The organism is Streptomyces lanatus (assembly GCF_014655715.1).
GTDB classification, from domain to species: Bacteria; Actinomycetota; Actinomycetes; order Streptomycetales; family Streptomycetaceae; genus Streptomyces; species Streptomyces lanatus.
Genome location: NZ_BNBM01000008.1, coordinates 131,970 through 149,269 on the forward strand (window position 1 = coordinate 131,970; position 17,300 = coordinate 149,269).

General features: G+C 71.3%; 16 protein-coding genes. 5 read left to right on the top strand and 11 right to left on the bottom strand.

Annotated elements, in window-relative coordinates:
• Window positions 1-22: 22 nt before the first annotated feature.
• From IE325_RS22345 to IE325_RS22355, 3 genes are all read right to left on the bottom strand, one after another.
• On the bottom strand, window positions 23-424 hold the full coding sequence (locus IE325_RS22345; RefSeq protein ID WP_190071780.1) for a tautomerase family protein: 402 nt from the start codon (window positions 422-424) through the stop codon (window positions 23-25).
• Between the two features lie 82 nt (window positions 425-506).
• On the bottom strand, window positions 507-1,073 hold the full coding sequence (locus tag IE325_RS22350) for a DUF4865 family protein (RefSeq protein WP_190071781.1): 567 nt from the start codon (window positions 1,071-1,073) through the stop codon (window positions 507-509).
• A 13-nt stretch (window positions 1,074-1,086) separates the two neighbouring features.
• A complete protein-coding gene (locus IE325_RS22355) occupies window positions 1,087-1,656 on the bottom strand; it encodes a TetR/AcrR family transcriptional regulator (protein WP_190071782.1) in 570 nt (189 codons plus the stop codon).
• Between the two features lie 185 nt (window positions 1,657-1,841).
• Between IE325_RS22355 and IE325_RS22360 the strand changes: the two genes are divergently transcribed.
• The 3 genes from IE325_RS22360 to IE325_RS22370 are packed head-to-tail and all read left to right on the top strand — an operon-like array spanning window position 1,842 to window position 5,451.
• On the top strand, window positions 1,842-2,138 hold the full coding sequence (locus tag IE325_RS22360; RefSeq protein ID WP_190071783.1) for an SHOCT domain-containing protein: 297 nt from the start codon (window positions 1,842-1,844) through the stop codon (window positions 2,136-2,138).
• Window positions 2,135-2,893 carry an ABC transporter ATP-binding protein gene (locus tag IE325_RS22365; RefSeq protein ID WP_190071784.1) on the top strand — a complete coding sequence of 253 codons (759 nt, stop codon included), beginning with the start codon at window positions 2,135-2,137 and terminating at the stop codon, window positions 2,891-2,893. Before IE325_RS22360 ends, IE325_RS22365 begins: the two co-directional genes overlap by 4 nt.
• Window positions 2,890-5,451, top strand: coding sequence for an ABC transporter permease (locus IE325_RS22370; protein ID WP_190071785.1), 2,562 nt, complete (start codon window positions 2,890-2,892; stop codon window positions 5,449-5,451). The genes IE325_RS22365 and IE325_RS22370 overlap by 4 nt, the downstream gene beginning before the upstream one ends.
• Window positions 5,452-5,494: 43 nt before the next feature.
• Here the strand turns inward: IE325_RS22370 and IE325_RS22375 are convergent, their stop codons facing one another.
• Window positions 5,495-6,040 (bottom strand): ATP-binding protein, encoded by a 546-nt coding sequence (locus IE325_RS22375; protein WP_190071786.1) that lies wholly within the window; start codon window positions 6,038-6,040, stop codon window positions 5,495-5,497.
• A gap of 184 nt (window positions 6,041-6,224) precedes the next feature.
• Complete coding sequence (locus IE325_RS22380) at window positions 6,225-6,548, bottom strand: hypothetical protein (RefSeq protein WP_190071787.1); 324 nt, start codon at window positions 6,546-6,548, stop codon at window positions 6,225-6,227.
• A gap of 321 nt (window positions 6,549-6,869) precedes the next feature.
• On the opposite strand from IE325_RS22380, the gene cds1 reads away from it, so the two are divergent.
• Entirely contained in the window at window positions 6,870-8,009 is a 1,140-nt protein-coding gene (gene cds1, locus IE325_RS22385; RefSeq protein ID WP_190071788.1) for an L-cysteine desulfhydrase Cds1, read from the top strand.
• Between the two features lie 3 nt (window positions 8,010-8,012).
• Here the strand turns inward: cds1 and IE325_RS22390 are convergent, their stop codons facing one another.
• The gene (locus IE325_RS22390) at window positions 8,013-8,483 is read right to left on the bottom strand and encodes an SRPBCC family protein (protein ID WP_190071789.1); all 471 of its coding nucleotides are present in this window, start codon (window positions 8,481-8,483) and stop codon (window positions 8,013-8,015) included.
• A 58-nt stretch (window positions 8,484-8,541) separates the two neighbouring features.
• Window positions 8,542-9,372 carry a DeoR/GlpR family DNA-binding transcription regulator gene (locus tag IE325_RS22395; RefSeq protein WP_190071790.1) on the bottom strand — a complete coding sequence of 277 codons (831 nt, stop codon included), beginning with the start codon at window positions 9,370-9,372 and terminating at the stop codon, window positions 8,542-8,544.
• A gap of 291 nt (window positions 9,373-9,663) precedes the next feature.
• On the opposite strand from IE325_RS22395, the gene IE325_RS22400 reads away from it, so the two are divergent.
• Window positions 9,664-11,982, top strand: coding sequence for a hypothetical protein (locus IE325_RS22400; RefSeq protein ID WP_190071791.1), 2,319 nt, complete (start codon window positions 9,664-9,666; stop codon window positions 11,980-11,982).
• Between the two features lie 251 nt (window positions 11,983-12,233).
• On the opposite strand, the gene IE325_RS22405 is transcribed toward IE325_RS22400, so the two are convergent.
• From IE325_RS22405 to IE325_RS22420, 4 genes are all read right to left on the bottom strand, one after another.
• Window positions 12,234-14,678 (bottom strand): right-handed parallel beta-helix repeat-containing protein, encoded by a 2,445-nt coding sequence (locus tag IE325_RS22405; protein WP_190071792.1) that lies wholly within the window; start codon window positions 14,676-14,678, stop codon window positions 12,234-12,236.
• A gap of 295 nt (window positions 14,679-14,973) precedes the next feature.
• Complete coding sequence (locus IE325_RS22410; protein WP_190071793.1) at window positions 14,974-15,579, bottom strand: Rv1733c family protein; 606 nt, start codon at window positions 15,577-15,579, stop codon at window positions 14,974-14,976.
• A gap of 237 nt (window positions 15,580-15,816) precedes the next feature.
• A complete protein-coding gene (locus IE325_RS22415; protein WP_190071794.1) occupies window positions 15,817-16,644 on the bottom strand; it encodes an MOSC domain-containing protein in 828 nt (275 codons plus the stop codon).
• A 44-nt stretch (window positions 16,645-16,688) separates the two neighbouring features.
• Window positions 16,689-17,123 carry a DUF6643 family protein gene (locus IE325_RS22420; protein ID WP_190071795.1) on the bottom strand — a complete coding sequence of 145 codons (435 nt, stop codon included), beginning with the start codon at window positions 17,121-17,123 and terminating at the stop codon, window positions 16,689-16,691.
• Window positions 17,124-17,300: the final 177 nt, after the last annotated feature.

Consider the following 17,300-nt stretch of genomic DNA (forward strand, 5'->3'; position numbering starts at 1 on the left):
CCCCGTCCGTCAGGTCCCCCGCTCAGGGCGGCGGCGCCACGGTGGCGTACTGCGCCACCCCATCCCCGAACGACCAGTCGATCGGCTCGTTCTCCAGCAGATGCACGAACATGTTGCGCGGCTCGGTCCCCGCGTACGCGAGGGCGAGTTCGGCGATCCGCCGGTACAGGGCCTGCTTCTGCGCGGGGGTCCGCCCGGACCGCATGGTGATCGTGACGTGGACGAGGCCGTCGTCCCGGTGGATGCCGAGGTAATCGGCGTCGTAGCGCAGGGTGCTCCGGGTGCCGTCGTGGCCGGTCAGGATCTGGAAGCGGTCGTCCGGCGGGATCCCGATGGCGTCCACCAGGGCGTCGTGCACGGCACGACCGAGGGCGTCGAGCCGCTCGGGGTCGGCTCCCATGGCGTCGATGCGGACGAAGGGCATGCGTGAGGTCTCCTTGTCGTCTTGTCGTCACCTGCGGCGAGGTCTCGCGACCGGCTCGCCACCGCAGTCGGGGTGGATGTCTTCAGCCCGGCAATCGCTCCCGCCCCGGCTCGGACAGGTGCAGCACCTCGTACACATCGCCGTCGGCCGTGGGCGTGTCGTTCTCCCAGAGGGAGAAGTGGATCGACTCCCAACGGCTCGTGTCCACGGCGGAAGCGGCGAGAACCGCGCCCTCCTCGCAGGCCAGCCGCTCGGTCTCGCGCACCGCCTCCGCCGCGACGTCGGCCAACCGCACCCCGTCCGGCACCTGTTGGCGCCGCAGCACCGCGACCCGCGCGGGGGAGCCGCGGCCTTCCTCGTACGCCAACCCGGTCCACTGTCGGACTGACGGCCGCCCGAAGTCGTCGGCGATGCCTTGGAAGGGGCCGCCCCAGAGGAAGGAGTTCATGCCGGCCACGGTGTCCCAGAGGTAGAACGGCGCGTACTCGTTGACCGGCGAGCCGCGCACGCCGCGCTCGCGCATCAGGTACGCCTTGAGGCCCAACCCCTCCCAGCCGTCGAGCAGATGACCCTTGCCGGCGACGCGCCGACGGACGATCTCCATGTCGTAGTCGGCGGGCAAGGTGAGCCGGTACTGCATCGCATGCATCGGAGCCGCCTTCCTACCGAGCTTCCCGGCCCGGCGAGAGCAGCGAGAGCAACCCGCGCACGCCCGTGTCGAAGGCGGTGGGCGATCCGGAGGCCCGCGCCAGGACATAGCCGCCCTGCACGGTCGCGACGATCGTCGCCGCGATGGCCTCGGCGTCGAGCCCTGCTGCGAACTGCCCCTGTTCCTTGCCCTCCTCTACCAGCCCGGCGAGCCGCTCCCGCAGCCAGTCCAGCGTCTCGTCCACCGGTGCCCGCAGCTCGTCACTGGCGATGACGTCCGGGTCCATCGTCAGCCGCCCGACCGGACAGCCGCGCAGCACATCGCGCTCGCGTCGCAGATACGCCTCGATGCGCTCGTACGGCGATCCCGGCCCGTCGAGTACTCCCGCGGCGGTAGCCCGCATCTCCTCGGCGGTCCGCCGGATCGCGGCCAGCGCGAGATCCGGCTTCCCCTTGAAGTGGTGGTACATGCTGCCCTGTCCGGCGCCAGAGCGCTCCAGGATGGCTTTGGGGCTGGTGCCGACGTAGCCGCGCTCCCACAGCAGCTCGCGGGTGGACTCGATCAGTCGCTCCGAGGTGCTCATACCGTCACTGTACATACTAGTAGTTACAGAAGTCGAGTGCTTTCAGGAGCACCGCGATCGGCCCTGTCTACTCCCCGCGAGGTACGCCCACTGCCGCTGGCCGTACGACGACCCGGACCCCCCTCCGGCGCGACTCTCGAGACATCACCGGAAACAGTCCGAACCGACTCGGGAGATGACCCAAGATGCAGACCCTCGCACACTTCGCAGACGGCGGACCCGGCCCGTGGATCCTGCTGTTCCCGCTGATCTGGGCGGCAGTCGTGATCGGCGGCATCACCCTGTTGCGCCGAACGGTGTGGCGCGGACGCCGCGGCGGCCCCTGGCGCCCCGCCCAGGCCCCCGACGAGAACTCGCCCATCACCGTGCTCGGCCACCGCTTCGCCTCGGGCGAGATCGACGAGGACGAGTACTGGCGCCGGCTGTCCGTGCTGGACGAGCAGTTCGGCCGTAAGGACATGGGCAAGGGCGGTGCGGCATGACGACCACGACCGTCACGACGACCACGCCGACGGCCGCCCGGGTCGTCGACGCCGTGAAGGTGTACGGCAGCGGCGACACGAGCGTGAGGGCCCTGGACGGGGTGAGCGTCGACTTCCCGGTCGGCCGCTTCACCGCGATCATGGGGCCCTCGGGCTCCGGCAAGTCCACCCTGATGCACTGTGCGGCCGGCCTCGACACGCTCACCTCCGGCACCGCCCACATCGGCGACACCGAGCTGAGCAGCCTCGACGACCGCCGTCTGACCTTGCTGCGCCGGGACCGCGTGGGCTTCGTCTTCCAGTCGTTCAACCTGGTGCCGACGCTCACCGTCGCGGAGAACATCACGCTGCCGTTGGACCTCGCGGGCGGCAAGGGCGACCCGGAGTGGGTCGACGCGCTCATCGACGTCGTCGGCCTGCGCGACCGGCTCCACCACCGCCCCTCCGAACTCTCCGGCGGCCAGCAGCAACGCGTCGCCGTCGCCCGCGCCTTCGCCGGACAGCCCGACGTCGTCTTCGCCGACGAGCCGACCGGCAACCTCGACTCCCGCTCCGGCGGCGAGGTCCTCGGCCTCCTCGGCCGTACCGTCCGCCAGACCGCCCGCACGGTCGTCATGGTCACCCACGACCCGGTGGCCGCCGCCCACGCCGACGAGGTCGTCTTCCTCGCCGACGGACGCCTGGTCGACCGTATGGAATCCCCGACCGCCGACAAGGTCCTGGACCGCATGAAAGCCTTCGAGGTGCCGTCATGAACGCGTCCGTCCGCATCAGCGCGGCCTCCTTGCGCGCCCACAAGCGCCGTTTCGCCGGTACCTTCCTCGCGGTTTTCCTCGGTGTCGCCTTCCTCGCCGGGACCCTCGTCATGGGCGACACCCTGCGCGCCAGCTTCGACACCATGTTCGGCAATGCCACCAGCGGCACCGACGCCGTCGTCCGCAGCGCCGACGCCATCACCACGCCCGGCGAGAGCGAGGGCGTGCGCGCACCGGTCGCCACCGACCTGGTGAGCACGATCGAGCGGGCCCCCGGTGTCGCCGCCGCCGCGCCCAGCATCCAGGGAGCCGGCCAGCTCATCGCCAAGGACGGCGACCCCATCGGCGGCCAGGGCCCGCCCACCCTCGCCGGAAACTGGATCAGCGACCCGAAGCTCAACCCCTACCAGCTCGCCGAGGGCCACACCCCGCGGAAGTCCGGCGAGGTCGTCATCGACCGCGGCACCGCCGAGCGCGGCGACCTGAAGATCGGCGACACCACGACCCTGCGCACCCCGGACCCGGTCAAGGTGACCGTCGTGGGCCTCGCGACCTTCGGCGGCGAGGACGGCATGGCCCAGGTGACCTTCACCGGCATGACCCTGGCCGACGCGGAGAAGTACCTCACCGCGCGGCCCGGCGAGGCGGCGAGCATCCAGGTGCGGGCCGGACCCGGCGTCAGCCAGCAGCAGCTGGTGGACGAGCTGACTCCCGTACTGCCCAAGGGAGTCGAGGCCATCACCGGTCAGGAGTCGGCGCAGGAGAACACCGACATGATCTCCAGCCAGTTCCTGTCGATCTTCACCACCTTCCTGCTGGTGTTCTCCGGCGTGGCCCTCCTGGTGGCCACCTTCTCCATCCACAACACCTTCGCGATCGTGGTGGCCCAGCGCACCCGCGAGAACGCCCTTTTGCGCGCCCTGGGCGCCTCCCGCCGCCAGGTCACCGCGTCGACCCTGGTCGAGGCCACCGCTGTGGCGATCACCGCGTCGCTGGCCGGCCTCGCGGGCGGCATCGGCATCGCGGCGGGCCTCCAGGCCCTGTTCCCGGCGATCGGATTCCCCTTCCCCGAGGGCGACCTGGTGATCAGCGCGCTGTCCATGGCGCTGCCCCTCGCCGTCGGCATCGTGGTCTGCCTCGGCTCCGCGCTGCTGCCCGCCGTACGCGCCGGACGCACCGCGCCCCTGGCGGCCCTGCGGGAAACGGCGGTCGACACCTCCGGCGCCTCCCGCACCCGCGCCGTCACCGGCCTGGGACTCGGCGCCCTCGCGATCGCCGTCACCCTCACCGGCGTCCTGGTGTCCCCGTCCATCTGGCTGGCCGCGGGCGGCGCCGTCCTCGCCCTGGTCGCCTTCGTGGTCCTGGGTCCGGTGGCCTCCACGACGGCGGTACGGGTCCTAGGTGGCCCCCTCGACCGACTGCGCGGCGTCACCGGCGGCCTCGCCCGGCGCAACGCCCTGCGCAGCCCGAAGCGGACGGCGGCGACCGCCAGCGCCCTGATGATCGGCGTGGCCGTCGTGTCCCTGTTCACGGTCTTCGGCGCCTCGCTCAAGGCGACCATGGACCAGACCGTGTCCCGGTCCTTCGCGGGCGACGTCGCCATCAGCACCCCGTCGTTCGGCGCGGGCGGCAGCGGCCTGAGCCCCCGCCTTGCCGACGCGGTCCAGAAGCTCCCCGAGGTCGACACGGCCGTAGGCCTCGGCCGGGGCGTCGCCGAAGTCGACGGCAAGGGACGGGCGCTGACGGTCACCGACCCGGTCGCCCTGGAACGCACCTTCGACCTCGGCCAGATCCAGGGCTCCATGAGCAGCCTGAGCACCGACGGCATCGCCATCACCGAGAACGAGGCCGACAAGCAGCACCTGACGACCGGCGACAAGGCCCGCCTCACCTTCACCGACGGACGTACGCAGACCTTCACCGTCCGCGCGGTCTACGGCCAGTCCGAACTCGCCGGCGACTACGTCATCACCCGCGACGCCTGGGCCCCGCACCGCACCCAGGACGCCGACACCCTGGTCGCCGTGTCCTTCAAGGGCGGCGTGAGCACGGACGACGGCAAGGCGGCCGTCGAGAAGGTCGCCGCCCAGTACGGCAATCCCGAGGTGCAGACCCGGGACGAGTACGCGCAGTCCGCGGCGGGCGGCATCGACATGATGCTCACCCTCGTCTACGCGCTGCTCGCCCTCGCGGTGCTCATCGCGCTCCTCGGCATCGCCAACACGCTGACGCTGGCGATCCACGAGCGCACCCGAGAACTGGGCCTGCTGCGGGCCGTCGGTCAGACCCGTGCCCAGCTGCGCGCCATGGTCCGCTGGGAGTCGGTCCTGGTCGCCGCCTTCGGCACCGTCGGCGGCCTCGCCCTCGGCGGCTTCCTCGGCTGGGTGCTGGTCGAGGCCTCCGACGGCGCGAGCGACAGCGCGTTCGCCTTCGCGCTGCCGCCGCTGCAACTCGCCGTGGTGGCCCTGGTCGGCATCACCGCCGGAGCCCTGGCGGGACTGCGCCCGGCGCGCCGCGCGGCACGCCTGGACGTACTGCGGGCCATCGCCACGGAGTGACAGGGGCCCTCAACGCCCTCGGCACAGCCCCCTCACCGCCCGGTCAGCCGACAACGGCCGACCGGGCGGGAGCGTGTTCGGGCCTGCGCAGGTCGACCCGCTCACCGACCTCCGCGAACCGTCGCGCGGGCTTGTCCACCACCGCCCGCTGCAGCGGCCGCGCGGCCCCGGCCGGAACCGCGGCCAGGGGTGTCGGCAGCGTGAACCACACGACCTTCCCGGACTCGCCGTCCGGCCGCACACCCCAGCTCTCGCTGACCGCGGCCACCATCGCAAGACCGCGACCGCACGTGGCCAGCGTGTCGGCCTCCGCGACGTCCGCCATGACGGGCAGACGCGGGTCGTGGTCGCGCACCGAGACCATGAGCCGGTCGAGCAGCAGCTCGATCTCCACGGTGCACGTCTTGTCCGGCTGGGCGTGCTGGTGAACGTTGGTCAGCAGCTCGGTCACACCGAGTGCGGCGCGGTCTATCAAGGGATCAAGATGCCAGTAGCGCAAGTGTGCAGATACGATTCTGCGGACCTGACCGATCCGCGACGGCAGGGCTTGGAGCTCCACCGTGCAGTGCCTGCTTGGGTAACTGATCACGGCTGCGACTCCCCGACTGAAGAGGTCCGGAAGAACACGAAGTACGGATCCAGCAGGGTGCTTGAAGAAAACGGCCGCCTGCTGTCGTGGCCGGCGGGCTGGTTCGCAGCGTTATCGCCGGTAAACCCAGAGTGACGTGAGACCAGCGTGACGCAGGGGGTGCGGTACCGCAACTCGCAGTGACTCAGCCCTTACGCCCGGCGGCCTTCCGTACGGCCTCGATGAACCGGCGCGCCGCGGGCGGCCCGGGCTCTCCCGGAGCGGGGTCGTGCTCGCCCAACGTCAGTGAATAGCGGTTGCCGTTGAGGTCCGCGAGCGCCTTGTCGTCCGGGGCGAACCAGGGCTTGGACGCCCGTACCGCCTGCACCGGAGCGCTGTCGATCTCGCTGCCGTAGCTGGTGAGCAGCTGCACCCTGCCGTCGCTGATCCGTATCTGCCCGGCCCGGGTCAGCGAGCGCAGCCGCTTCCCGATCCGCACGCCCGTGGCCCTGAACTCCGGCTCAGCCATGCCCCGCCCCTTAGCGCCTCGGTGTGCCGGTCCGTCCCGTACGGGCCCGGCCGGCTCTGATCGTGATCCAGTGTGCCCCCGTTCGGGACCGCTGTCCCGTCCGGTGCAGTCTGCCCGCGTACCGCGTCGAGCACCAGTACGCACGTCACCCCTGGCCGGGGCGCCCGGAGCACTCGCCCGAATGCGCCCCCAAGGCCGCGGCGAAATCCTGGCCCAGGGATGCCTTTGAGGCGCTCAAAGGTGTGTTTATGCAGGTGAGAAGCGTGCGGAAGATGTTTATGCTCGAAGTGACGGCCGCGTGAGTCGCCGTTGCCGAAGAGCATGAGGAGCAGCGCCGTGAGCACCATCCAGCAGACCCCGTCCGGCGTGACCCTCGACGTCGACCACAGCGACGCCGCCTACCGCGTCTGGCTGAAAGAAGCCGTGCGCAAAGTCCAGGCCGACGCCAACCGCTCGGCCGACACACACCTGTTGCGCTTCCCGCTGCCGGAGCGATGGGGCATCGACCTGTATCTGAAGGACGAGTCGACCCACCCGACCGGCAGCCTCAAACACCGCCTCGCCCGCTCGCTGTTCCTCTACGGCCTGTGCAATGGCTGGATCCGGCCGGGCCGCCCCGTGATCGAGGCGTCCAGCGGCTCCACGGCCGTCTCCGAGGCGTACTTCGCGAAGCTGATCGGCGTCCCCTTCATCGCTGTCATGCCCCGCACGACCAGCGCCGAGAAGTGCCGCCTCATCGAGTTCCACGGCGGACAGTGCCACTTCGTGGACGACTCACGGAAGATGTACGAGGAATCGGCCCGTCTGGCGGTGGAGACCGGCGGCCACTACATGGACCAGTTCACCTACGCCGAACGGGCCACGGACTGGCGCGGCAACAACAACATCGCCGAATCCATCTTCCGCCAGCTGAAGCTGGAACGGTTCCCGGAGCCCGCGTGGATCGTCGCCACGGCCGGCACCGGCGGCACCTCCGCGACCCTCGCCCGGTACGTCCACTACATGCAGCACGACACCCGCATCTGTGTCGCCGATCCGGAGAACTCCTGCTTCTTCGAGGGCTGGACCACCGGCGATCCGGACGTCACCTGCGACTGCGGTTCCCGTATCGAGGGCATCGGCCGTCCGCGCATGGAGCCGAGCTTCGTGCCCGGCGCGATCGACCGCATGATGAAGGTGCCGGACGCGGCGAGCGTGGCCGCCGTACGCGCCCTGGAGCGGGCCATCGGCCGCAAGGCGGGCGGCTCCACGGGCACCGGGCTGTGGAGCGCCCTGAAGATCGTCGCCGAGATGGTCGCGGAGGGACGGCGGGGAAGCGTGGTGACGCTGCTGTGCGATCCGGGGGACCGGTACCTCGACAAGTACTACTCGGACGCGTGGCTGGCCGAGCAGGGCCTGGACATCGCCCCGTACGCGAGAGCCATCGAGCAGCTTCTGGAGACGGGTGTCTGGCCCGAGTGAACCTCAGGCCGTCAGCCGCCGGTCCAACGACGTCACCGCGTCCCGGAAGGCCCGGCGGAGGCCGACCCCCGCGAGGCCGAGCGCGAACCGGAAGGGTGCCGTGCCGTCCGCGGCGAACGTCCACTGGACCCGCGTGCCCGTGCCCGCCGGGGTGAGCCGCCACTCCTCGACCAGGGACCGGGCCCCCGGCACATTGGTGACGTCGACGCGGTAGGCGTACAGTTCGGGGCTCTTGGCCGCGAGGATCGTCTCCTCGAAGCGTGTGCCGCCCTTGAGCCGGATCTCGCGCCGGGCCCCGTCGTCCAGTGGGCGGGCCAGCGTCACCGCCGAGAACCACTGCGTCCAGCCCGGCACATCCTCGGCGAGCGCGTTGAACACCGCCTCCGGTGGAGCGGCGACCTCCCGCGCGTTGACATGCCGTACAGGCGCGATCCCGACGAAGTCGAGCCCCACCTCGCGCAGCAGGTGAGCCATGGACGAAACCCCCTATGCCGACACCGCTCCGGGCAGCGCCACCATAGCTGGCGCCCCGTCAGATGTCTGCACCCTCATCGGGCTCACCGGCCACGACCAGCCGCCGCAGATGCTCAGCGATCTCCGAGCGCGCCTCGGTCTCAAGACCGGCGTCCGTCACCAGCGTGTCGACCTGCTCCAGGGCCGCGAACGAACTCAGCCCCACCACACCCCACTTGGTGTGGTCGGCGACCACCACGACCCGCCGCGCCGACTGCACCAGGCGCCGGTTGGTCTCGGCCTCCGCGAGGTTCGGTGTGGACAGGCCGGCCTCGACCGATATGCCGTGCACACCGAGGAACAGCACATCGAAGTGGAGCGCCGCGATCGCCTGGTCGGCCACCGGACCCACCAGCGAGTCGGACGGCGTGCGCACCCCGCCGGTCAGCACGACCGTGGCCGCTCCCTGCCGGGGGCCCGTGGTGCGCAGCGCGGCATGGAAGACATCGGCCACCCGCACCGAGTTCGTGACCACCGTGAGGTCGGGGACATCGACCAGCTGATGCGCCAGCGCATACGTCGTCGTACCGCCCGACAGGGCGATCGCACTGCCCGGCGCGACCAGCTCGGACGCCGCGCGGGCGATGTCCTCCTTGGCCGTCAGCTCCAGACCCGACTTCGCCTCGAAACCCGGCTCGTGCGTGCTGGCCTCGACCACCGGGACCGCGCCGCCGTGCACCTTCTCCAGCACGCCCTGCCGGGCGAGCGCGTCGAGATCGCGGCGCACCGTCATGTCCGACACGCCGAGCTTCCGGGTCAGCTCATTGACGCGGACCCCGCCCCGACGCCGTACCTCGTCCAGGATCAGGGCGCGCCGCTGCTCTGCGAGGAGGTTCTGATTCTCGCTCACGTACGCTCCGATCCTTTCGCCTCAGGCTGTCCGACACGCCTCGCGCACCGGCTCCCACAAGGACATTCTCGCCCCTCCGGGTCCGCGGGGCGTCCCATCCTCGCACGGGTGGGTACCCCTCGCGCCACTGGCCGTCCCGACGCGCGCATGTCACCTCTGCATCTTCCGTTCCGCAGTACTTCACACGGATCGGGGAGATTCCGTGACGAGAGGTGTGCGGGAGCCTCTTCGGGGAGATCCTGTGCCCGCACCGACAGAAGCCACTGGCTCGTCACGGGGGAAGTGCGAGAGATGGACCGCGCGCAGGAACGCGTCACCACGAACGGGGCGGCAGGGCCGCCCGAGAACACGAGAATCGCCCTGGAACTCCTGGTCCACGGCGTCGGCGGCACCACACCCCAGGAGATGCTCGACGATCCGCGCACCGTGCGGATCACCGGCGACGACACCGCCGCCGTCTTCCGGCGGGCCGACGACGTCGACGCCGAGACCAGGCCGGACGACTACCGCGGCAAGCCGGTTCCCGAGGCGTACGTCTGGTGCAACCTCACCTCCGGCAACAGCGCACGCGCCCTGTGGCTGTTGCTGCTGCCGTTCATGGTGGTCAACCTCGCCCACTGGATGCGCCCCACCACCGAGGGCCGCGCCCGGACGGTGCGCCTGTACGGCCTGATCGTGCGGCTCGCCGGGCTGACCCTGACCGTGCTGCTCGTCGCCGCCGCCTGCGAGGTCGCCCTCGACCTGGCGGCCTGGCAGTGCGCGGGCACGCACGCGTGCACCGAGCGGCACAGCTGGCTGGGCTTCCTGTCGCCCGCGGACGGCGGCTGGTGGAGCCGCCCCGGCCGCAGGCTCGCCCTCGCGGCCCTCGTGCCCGCGGCGCTGACCGGCCTACTCTGGTACCTCTCCCGCCGCACCTGGAGCGCCTACGAGTCCCAGCAGCCCATGACCCGCGAGCCCGAGCCCGACGAGGAGACCGGCGGCACCTCGCTCGGCCGCCCCGGCTTCTGGTACGGCCGCCGACTCGTCGCCCGGCTGCGCGCCGCGCACACCGCCGCCGGCCTGCTCACGGTCGCCGCGGCGGTCGGCTCGGCCGCGGCCCGCTTCGACCGCGCGCCCGGCGGCCCCACGCTCCTCGACGCGCTGGGCTGGGCCCTGGACGCGGCACTCGTCACCTGCGCGGCCGTCGTGATCTGGGTGGTCTGCCGCCGCGGCCGCAGCGAGAACCGCCTCGACCAGGAACTCGACGAACATCTCGTACGACGCCTCCCGCTCGCCGCCCTCGCCCTGCTGGCGCTCACCCTCGTCTACGCCGGCTGGGACCGGCCGGGCTGGCAGTCCACCGGCCGCCTCCCGGGCGACCCCACCTTCGGCGCCATCGCCTTCCTCCAAGGCCTGCTCGTCATCGTCCTCGCCGTCGTCGCCCACCTCCTGCACCGCACCCGGCCCGACCCGCGCGCCGCCATGCGAGGCCTCGGCGGACCGGCCGTGGTGATGCTGGCCTGCGCCCTCGGCGGGCTGATGTCCGGCGGAGTCGCCCAACGGGTCGCCGACTGGCTCGACGGCACCGGCGCCTCGATCGTCGGCCCGCCGGTCCTGCTCACCTGGCAGGCGTCCGTGATCCCGCCCCTGCTGGTCCTCCTGCTGCTGCTCTGCGGCTGGCTGGCATGGCGCGCCTGGCGGCTGCGCCGCACCGAGCTGGGCACCGTGGAAGTCGACTACGCAGGCGAGCCCCGGGACACGGCACGCACCCGCCGTATCGCCAGCGTGCGCGCGATGGCGACGCTGACCGACCGCGCCCCTCTCGTGGTCGCCACCACCGCGACGGCGACTCTGCTGTTCGGTGCCGGAGCCCTCGTCGGCGCCCTCACCTCCGACGAGACCCCCAGCCAGGCCGCCGACGGGACATACGCCTTCGTGCACGGCGCCGCCCAGACCGCCCAGGCACTGGGCTCCTGGCTGATCGGCGTCGGCTTCATACTCTTCGTCACCTGGGGCAGGCGCGCCTATAAGGACGCCTCCGCCCGGCGCACCATCGGCATCCTCTGGGACGTCGGCACCTTCTGGCCGCGTGCCGCCCACCCCTTCGCCCCGCCCTGCTACGCCGAGCGGGCCGTGCCCGACCTGACCTGGCGGATGGTGACCTGGACGCGTGCCGAGGAGGGCCGACGGCTTGTCATCTCCGGGCACTCGCAGGGCAGCGTGCTCGCCGCCGCGGCGGCCTGGCAGCTGACGGCTGCCGATCGTAGGCGCGTTGCGCTGTTGACCTATGGCTCGCCGTTGGAGCGGCTGTACGGGCGCTGGTTTCCGGCGCACTTCGGGCCGGGCGCGCTTGCCTCGCTGCATGGTGAGGTCGACTGCTGGCGGAATCTGTATCGGGTTACCGATCCCATTGGCGGGCCGGTGCTTCTGCCGGGCGAGGGTGCGCATGCCGTGGATGGCGCGCCTCTCAAGGATCCGCTGGCGTACGGGCGTACGGCTGAGCATCCCTTGCCTGCGCCGATCCTTGGGCATGGGGACTATCAGGCGGATCCGGCGTTCGCGGAGGAGCGGGAGCGGTTGCTGGCGCGGCTGACGCCGGAGGTGCCGGGGCAGCGGGCGGGGGTGGAGTGATATTGCTCAGTTGGCTGGACAGTGCTTTTTGCAGCCGGCGTGCCGAATATCTGGTTCGGTCGCCTCCGGGGGCGCCACATGTCGGTGTCGAGAGGCCGATCGTGCTCGGCGCTTCGCGCCTCCGCGCGTTCGGCCTCTCGACACCGACGCGCCCCCTGCGGCTCTCTCACGGCCGGTGTCGTTGGCACGATGGCTGTTGGTGGGCACTTGCTGTTGGTCTTGGTGGTCTACGGCGATCTCGGTCTGTGGGGTCAGGGGAGGTCGGGTAGGTCCTCTGCGTACAGCAGGGTCAGGTCGTCCGTGCTGGGTTCGGCCAGCTGGGCTACGCGGCCCGCGTGTCGCTCCACCATCGCCTCGAAGGTCTGGCGTGCCGTACGGCCGTTGCCGAACGCCGGGCCCTTGGGGATCGCCGTGAAGTACTTCAGGAGGGCCTCGGAGACACCGGGGCCGAGCCGGTACTCGTGCTCCTCGGTCTGCTGCTCCACGATCCGCAGGAGTTCGTCGGGGCCGTAGTCGCTGAAGGTGATCGTTCGTGAGAAACGGGACGCCACACCGGGATTGACGGAGAGGAAGCGCTCCATCTCGGCGGTGTAGCCCGCCACGATCACCACGACCGCGTCCCGGTGGTCCTCCATCAGCTTCACCAGCGTGTCGATGGCCTCCTTGCCGAAGTCACGGCCCGAGTCCTCCGGCGACAGCGCGTACGCCTCGTCGATGAACAGCACCCCGCCGCGCGCCTTGTCGAACGCTTCCTGGGTGCGGATCGCGGTGGAGCCGATGTGTTCGCCGACCAGGTCGACACGGGACACCTCGACCAGATGGCCCTTGTCCAGGACACCGAGGGAGGCCAGGATCTCGCCGTAGAGGCGGGCGACCGTCGTCTTGCCGGTGCCGGGGGAGCCGGTGAAGACCAGATGGCGCTTGACGGACGCTGCTTTGAGGCCTGCCTGCTGTCGGCGCCGGCCCACCTCGATCATGTCGGTGAGGGCACGGACCTCGCGCTTGACGCTCTCCAGGCCCACCAGCGCGTCCAGTTCACCGAGGACGGCCTTGGAGGTGCGCGTCGGCTCCTGCTCGGCCTGCGCGGCGGCGACCAGCGGCTCCTGCTCGGTGGTGCGCTGGCCGGGGATGGCGCCGAGGAGGCCGGGGGACTGGTTCGCCGTCTGCACGGCGGGTTCCGGTGCCGGGGGCGGCTGCCTGAGGCCGGCGCTCTCGTCGCTGGTGCAGTCCTCGACGTCGGGGCCCACTCCGGAAGCCGCGTCCGGGCCGCCGTCCGCGAACTCGTAACCCCCGCGCGCGCACCGCTCCGTACGGCACTTCTTCAGCGTCGTACGGCAGCCGTCGATCACATGGAAGCCGTAGCCCGCGCTGCCCCGCACTCGGCAGTTCAAGAAGGTGCCACGGCCGCCTGCGGAGACGTAGAAGCCGGCCTCCGCCGGGGAGTCGACCGTGCAGCGTTCGATGACCGGGTCGGCGCCCTTGGTGACGATCACGCCAGTCTGCATGCCGTCCAGGGTGCAGTTGTTGAGCGTGCCGCCGCTGCCGTGGTCCCGGAACCAGGCACCCGTCGCCGCGTCCCGGATCCGGCAGTCGTCGAGCTGGGCGGTAGCGCCGTCGCTCACCGACACGGCGGTGTTGCGGACCTGGGAGAGGTCGCTGTCGACGACGTCCGCGCGGGAGCCGCGGTCGAGGACGAACAGCGCGTCCGGGACGTCGTGCACCCGGCAGGAGTCCAGTACGGCGGTCGCGCCGTCGCTGACCCACACCGCAGGGTAGTCGCCGGTGCTGTCGAAGATCTCGCACTGGTTGGCGTCCACGCGTGTGCCCGGGTCCCATACGGACAGGCCGTTGCGCCCGAACTGACGCACCGTCGTACGGGTGAGGGTGAGGACCGAGCGGGAGCGCAGGTCGACCGCGTTCTCCGGGATGTCGTGGATACGGCAGTCCGCCAGCGTCAGTACGGCGTCCGTGTCGAGGGTGACGCCGTCGGCCGTGGTGCGGTGCACGTCGCAGTCGGTGAGGTGGGCGGTGGCCCGGGCGGTGATCTGGACGCCTGAGCCTCGGACTTCGTAGACCTCGCAACCGACCGCTTCCAGGGCGGAGTTCTCGCCGGTCGCCGTCAGTCCCGAGCCGGCGGCGTGGTGCACTCGGCAGCGCTCCAGGCGCGGGTGGGCGCCGCCGCGTACGGCGATGCCCGCCTGGCCGGCCGCGACGACCTCGCACTCCTCGAACACGCCACCCCCGCCGTCGAGTACGGCGATGCCGATGCCCGCGGGATTGTCGACGGTGCAGCGCCGCACGGTCGGCCGCGCGCCGCCCCGCACCTCGATCCCGGCCGCCGACCGGGTGACGATCCGGACGTCCGTCAGCTCCGGAGCGCCCTCCTCGACGAGCAGCGCGGGCGCCGCCGCGTCCTGGCCCTCCACATGAAGGTCCTGGACCACGGCCGAGGCACGCACCGTCAGCGGCACACCGTCCACGGGCGCGATACGCACCGAACCCGGGGAGCCCTCGGGGCCGCGCAGGGTCACCGCCCGCTGGACGACGAGGTTCTCCCGGTAGGTGCCGGGCGCGACAGTGAGGACATCACCGTCGGCCGCGGCCTCCAGGGCGGCGGCGAGCGATGCGTACTCACCCGTGCGGCGCCGCCACCGCGAGGTGCCGGTGTGCGTCACCTGGACCGTGCCCTGTGCCATGGCGTTGATGTGCCCCCACCTCGTAGTACGCGGGTTCAGGCCCTGTCGTTTGGATCATGCCGGCGTCGCGGGGTCTGGTGCGCACATCTGCCGCGTTGTCGTCGGTCGCCGACGCTCCGCGTCGACTCCCTCCTCCGCCTTGCAGCTGCACGCACCGGACCCCGCTCGGCTCGGCCGAGAGGAACTGCGCCTCACAGCCGGCCTGATCCAAACGACAGGGCCTGACTGCCGAAGACTTCGGCCGGTCCACCGTAGCGTGCGCGCGGGTGGTGGGTTGACCAGAGCCGGAAGGCCGTCAGCTGCCGGTGCCGGTCCGGCCCCAGTCCGGGCCCGCTCTGTCCCAGGCCTGGTCCCAACGGTCGTATCTGCGACGGACCATGCGCCAGACGATGAGTCGTCTGCTGCCCTCGATGAGACCGGCCGCCAGCAGTGCCGCGCCGAAACCGGCGAGCACGGCATGCGTCGCCGCCGTCGCGGAGTCCAACGGGCGGGCCACGGTGCGGCCCTGTTCGTCCGTCCACATCCGGAACCGGTCGCCCGGCCGAGGGGTGTCGAGGCTCGCCATGACCCGGCCCTGGTGCACGGTGCCGTCCGGTGCGATCCAGTCGGCCACGACTCTGGTGCGCATATCCCGTCCGGTGGCCGCCTCGGGGTCGACGTCCAGCGAGGAGCCCTTCACCTTGCGGACCACGGTCGCCGTCACCAGATGCCGGGACGCGCGCTGTTCACGCACCGAGTCCTGCAACGCCCCCCGCGCGAGTCCGCCCACCAGGGAGCCCACCAGAGGTGTCACGACCAGGATCAGCAGCAGGGCCGAGAGGGCGATCCAGGCCTCGGCCAGATCGGTCGCACGGCGCAGCGGATTGTGCCGCCAGCGCCAGAGTCCGCTGATCGCCCGCATCGTCCCGCCACCCCCTTCCCGCTCCGTGATAACCCGTGGCGGAGCCATTCACCCGCGGGCCCCGCCGAAGAGAGAGCGAAATCACCTGCGCTCGGGGTCTGTCCTGCGGGACCTCTCATGAACTTCTCACGAAAGGCCCAACGCACGGGCCCCGGGCCGGGGTTCCCACCCGAAGGTGCGGAGGGGACGCCTTCTCGACCTCTCGGCGGAGGGGATCGTTCTCAGCCGAGATGCTGCTCAGTCGAGAACCGTGACCGGATCGCCGACCCGGATCGTGCCGGGCGACAGGGGCACCAGATTCTGGCCGAACAGCAGTCTTCCGCCCATGCGCCGGTGTCTGCCCAGGGTGACCAGGGGCTCCCTGCCGCGCTCGGCGGTGGCCTGGTCGGTGGTGGTCACCACACAGCGCCCGGACTTCCTGGCGACCCGGAAGGTGACCTCACCGATGGCGACGCGCGACCAGTCGTCCTCGACCCAGGCGGTGGTGCCCGACACGACGACGTTCGGGCGGAACCGGTTCATCGGCAGAGGGCCCTCATGCGCGTGATCACCCTGCTCGATCAGGGAATTGAGGGCGTCGAGGGAGGCGGTCGTGGTGATCAGCAAGGGATAGCCGTCGGCGAAGCTCACGGTCTCGCCGGGCAGTGCGTACTCCGGGTCGACGGGGCGGCAGGTGCCCGGGTCGGCCATGTGCACCAGGCGCGCACCGACGCCGAGATAGGTGCTGTACCAGGCGTGCGCGGCGTCGCCCTCGGCGAGGACCGCCTCGACCTTGTCCCGGAAGAGCTCCACCGGCATCTTGCCGACCGCGCTCGGTACGAGCACGGTCAGCGGGGCCATGCCGGGCGCGGTCAGCCGAACACCGCCGCCGGGCAACGGCTCGGCGGCGGCCTGCGCCAGGCGTGGCTGCTGGCGCTGTGTCACGACCTTTCCCCCGTCGTCGATCAGCATCCAACGACGGTCTCCGGCCAGCCCCCAGGGCTCCACGACGGCTTCCGGGAGCGCTGTGCCCCGGCATGCCTTGACCGGATGAACGTGGATCGACTGCAGTTGCGCATGCCCCATGAGGCCATCGTGCCAGGTGGCGCCGACAGCCCCGGGGGAACGGCTCAGTAGCCGCGGTACTGCTGGTTGTTGTACGGGTCCTGATACGGAGCGGCGGCGGGGCGGGGAGCCGCGGGGCGCATCGCCTCGTAGCCCATGCCACCGGGAGCCACCGGCCGGGGCTGCTGCGCCTGCGGACCCGGGTAGCCGCGCGGTGCTGCCGCCTGCTGCGGGATGTAGGCCGCGGGCGCCTGCTGCAGCGGGGAGGGCTGCTGCGCCTGCGGATAACCGTAGGAGGGCTGGGACGGGCCCGCCGGGAGGGCGGGCAGTGCCGACGGGAGCGCGGGCAGGTTGCTGCCCGGCATGTCGTACGCGGCGGGGACCCGGATCGGGGCGATCTGCGGGGTGCCCCGCTCGGCGACGAGCCTGTCGTAGATCGGGGTGTCCGGGAAGGAGGCGGAGTAGTAGCCGCCACCATAGGTGGAGCGGGGGGAGGTCATGGCACATAAGGTAAGCCCACGATGTGCTGGTTGGGGAGACCGATAAGAGGGTTGTTTTATGTGTCCGCAGTGACGCCGGATCCCCAATGCGAGCGAACTTGGCAAAAAGGGACGCCAATCGGCGTTGGGATCGTGTAAATGCCGAGTTCCGGGGCGGTTACCGGTGGTTGACCACCA

Coding starts and splice junctions, on each gene's coding strand:
- IE325_RS22345 (WP_190071780.1), bottom strand. CDS start 424: ATGCCCTTCGTCCGCATCGACGCCATGGGAGCCGACCCCGAGCGGCTC.
- IE325_RS22350 (WP_190071781.1), bottom strand. CDS start 1,073: ATGCATGCGATGCAGTACCGGCTCACCTTGCCCGCCGACTACGACATG.
- IE325_RS22355 (WP_190071782.1), bottom strand. CDS start 1,656: ATGAGCACCTCGGAGCGACTGATCGAGTCCACCCGCGAGCTGCTGTGG.
- IE325_RS22360 (WP_190071783.1), top strand. CDS start 1,842: ATGCAGACCCTCGCACACTTCGCAGACGGCGGACCCGGCCCGTGGATC.
- IE325_RS22365 (WP_190071784.1), top strand. CDS start 2,135: ATGACGACCACGACCGTCACGACGACCACGCCGACGGCCGCCCGGGTC.
- IE325_RS22370 (WP_190071785.1), top strand. CDS start 2,890: ATGAACGCGTCCGTCCGCATCAGCGCGGCCTCCTTGCGCGCCCACAAG.
- IE325_RS22380 (WP_190071787.1), bottom strand. CDS start 6,548: ATGGCTGAGCCGGAGTTCAGGGCCACGGGCGTGCGGATCGGGAAGCGG.
- cds1 (WP_190071788.1), top strand. CDS start 6,870: ATGAGGAGCAGCGCCGTGAGCACCATCCAGCAGACCCCGTCCGGCGTG.
- IE325_RS22390 (WP_190071789.1), bottom strand. CDS start 8,483: ATGGCTCACCTGCTGCGCGAGGTGGGGCTCGACTTCGTCGGGATCGCG.
- IE325_RS22400 (WP_190071791.1), top strand. CDS start 9,664: ATGGACCGCGCGCAGGAACGCGTCACCACGAACGGGGCGGCAGGGCCG.
- IE325_RS22405 (WP_190071792.1), bottom strand. CDS start 14,678: ATGGCACAGGGCACGGTCCAGGTGACGCACACCGGCACCTCGCGGTGG.
- IE325_RS22410 (WP_190071793.1), bottom strand. CDS start 15,579: ATGCGGGCGATCAGCGGACTCTGGCGCTGGCGGCACAATCCGCTGCGC.
- IE325_RS22415 (WP_190071794.1), bottom strand. CDS start 16,644: ATGGGGCATGCGCAACTGCAGTCGATCCACGTTCATCCGGTCAAGGCA.
- IE325_RS22420 (WP_190071795.1), bottom strand. CDS start 17,123: ATGACCTCCCCCCGCTCCACCTATGGTGGCGGCTACTACTCCGCCTCC.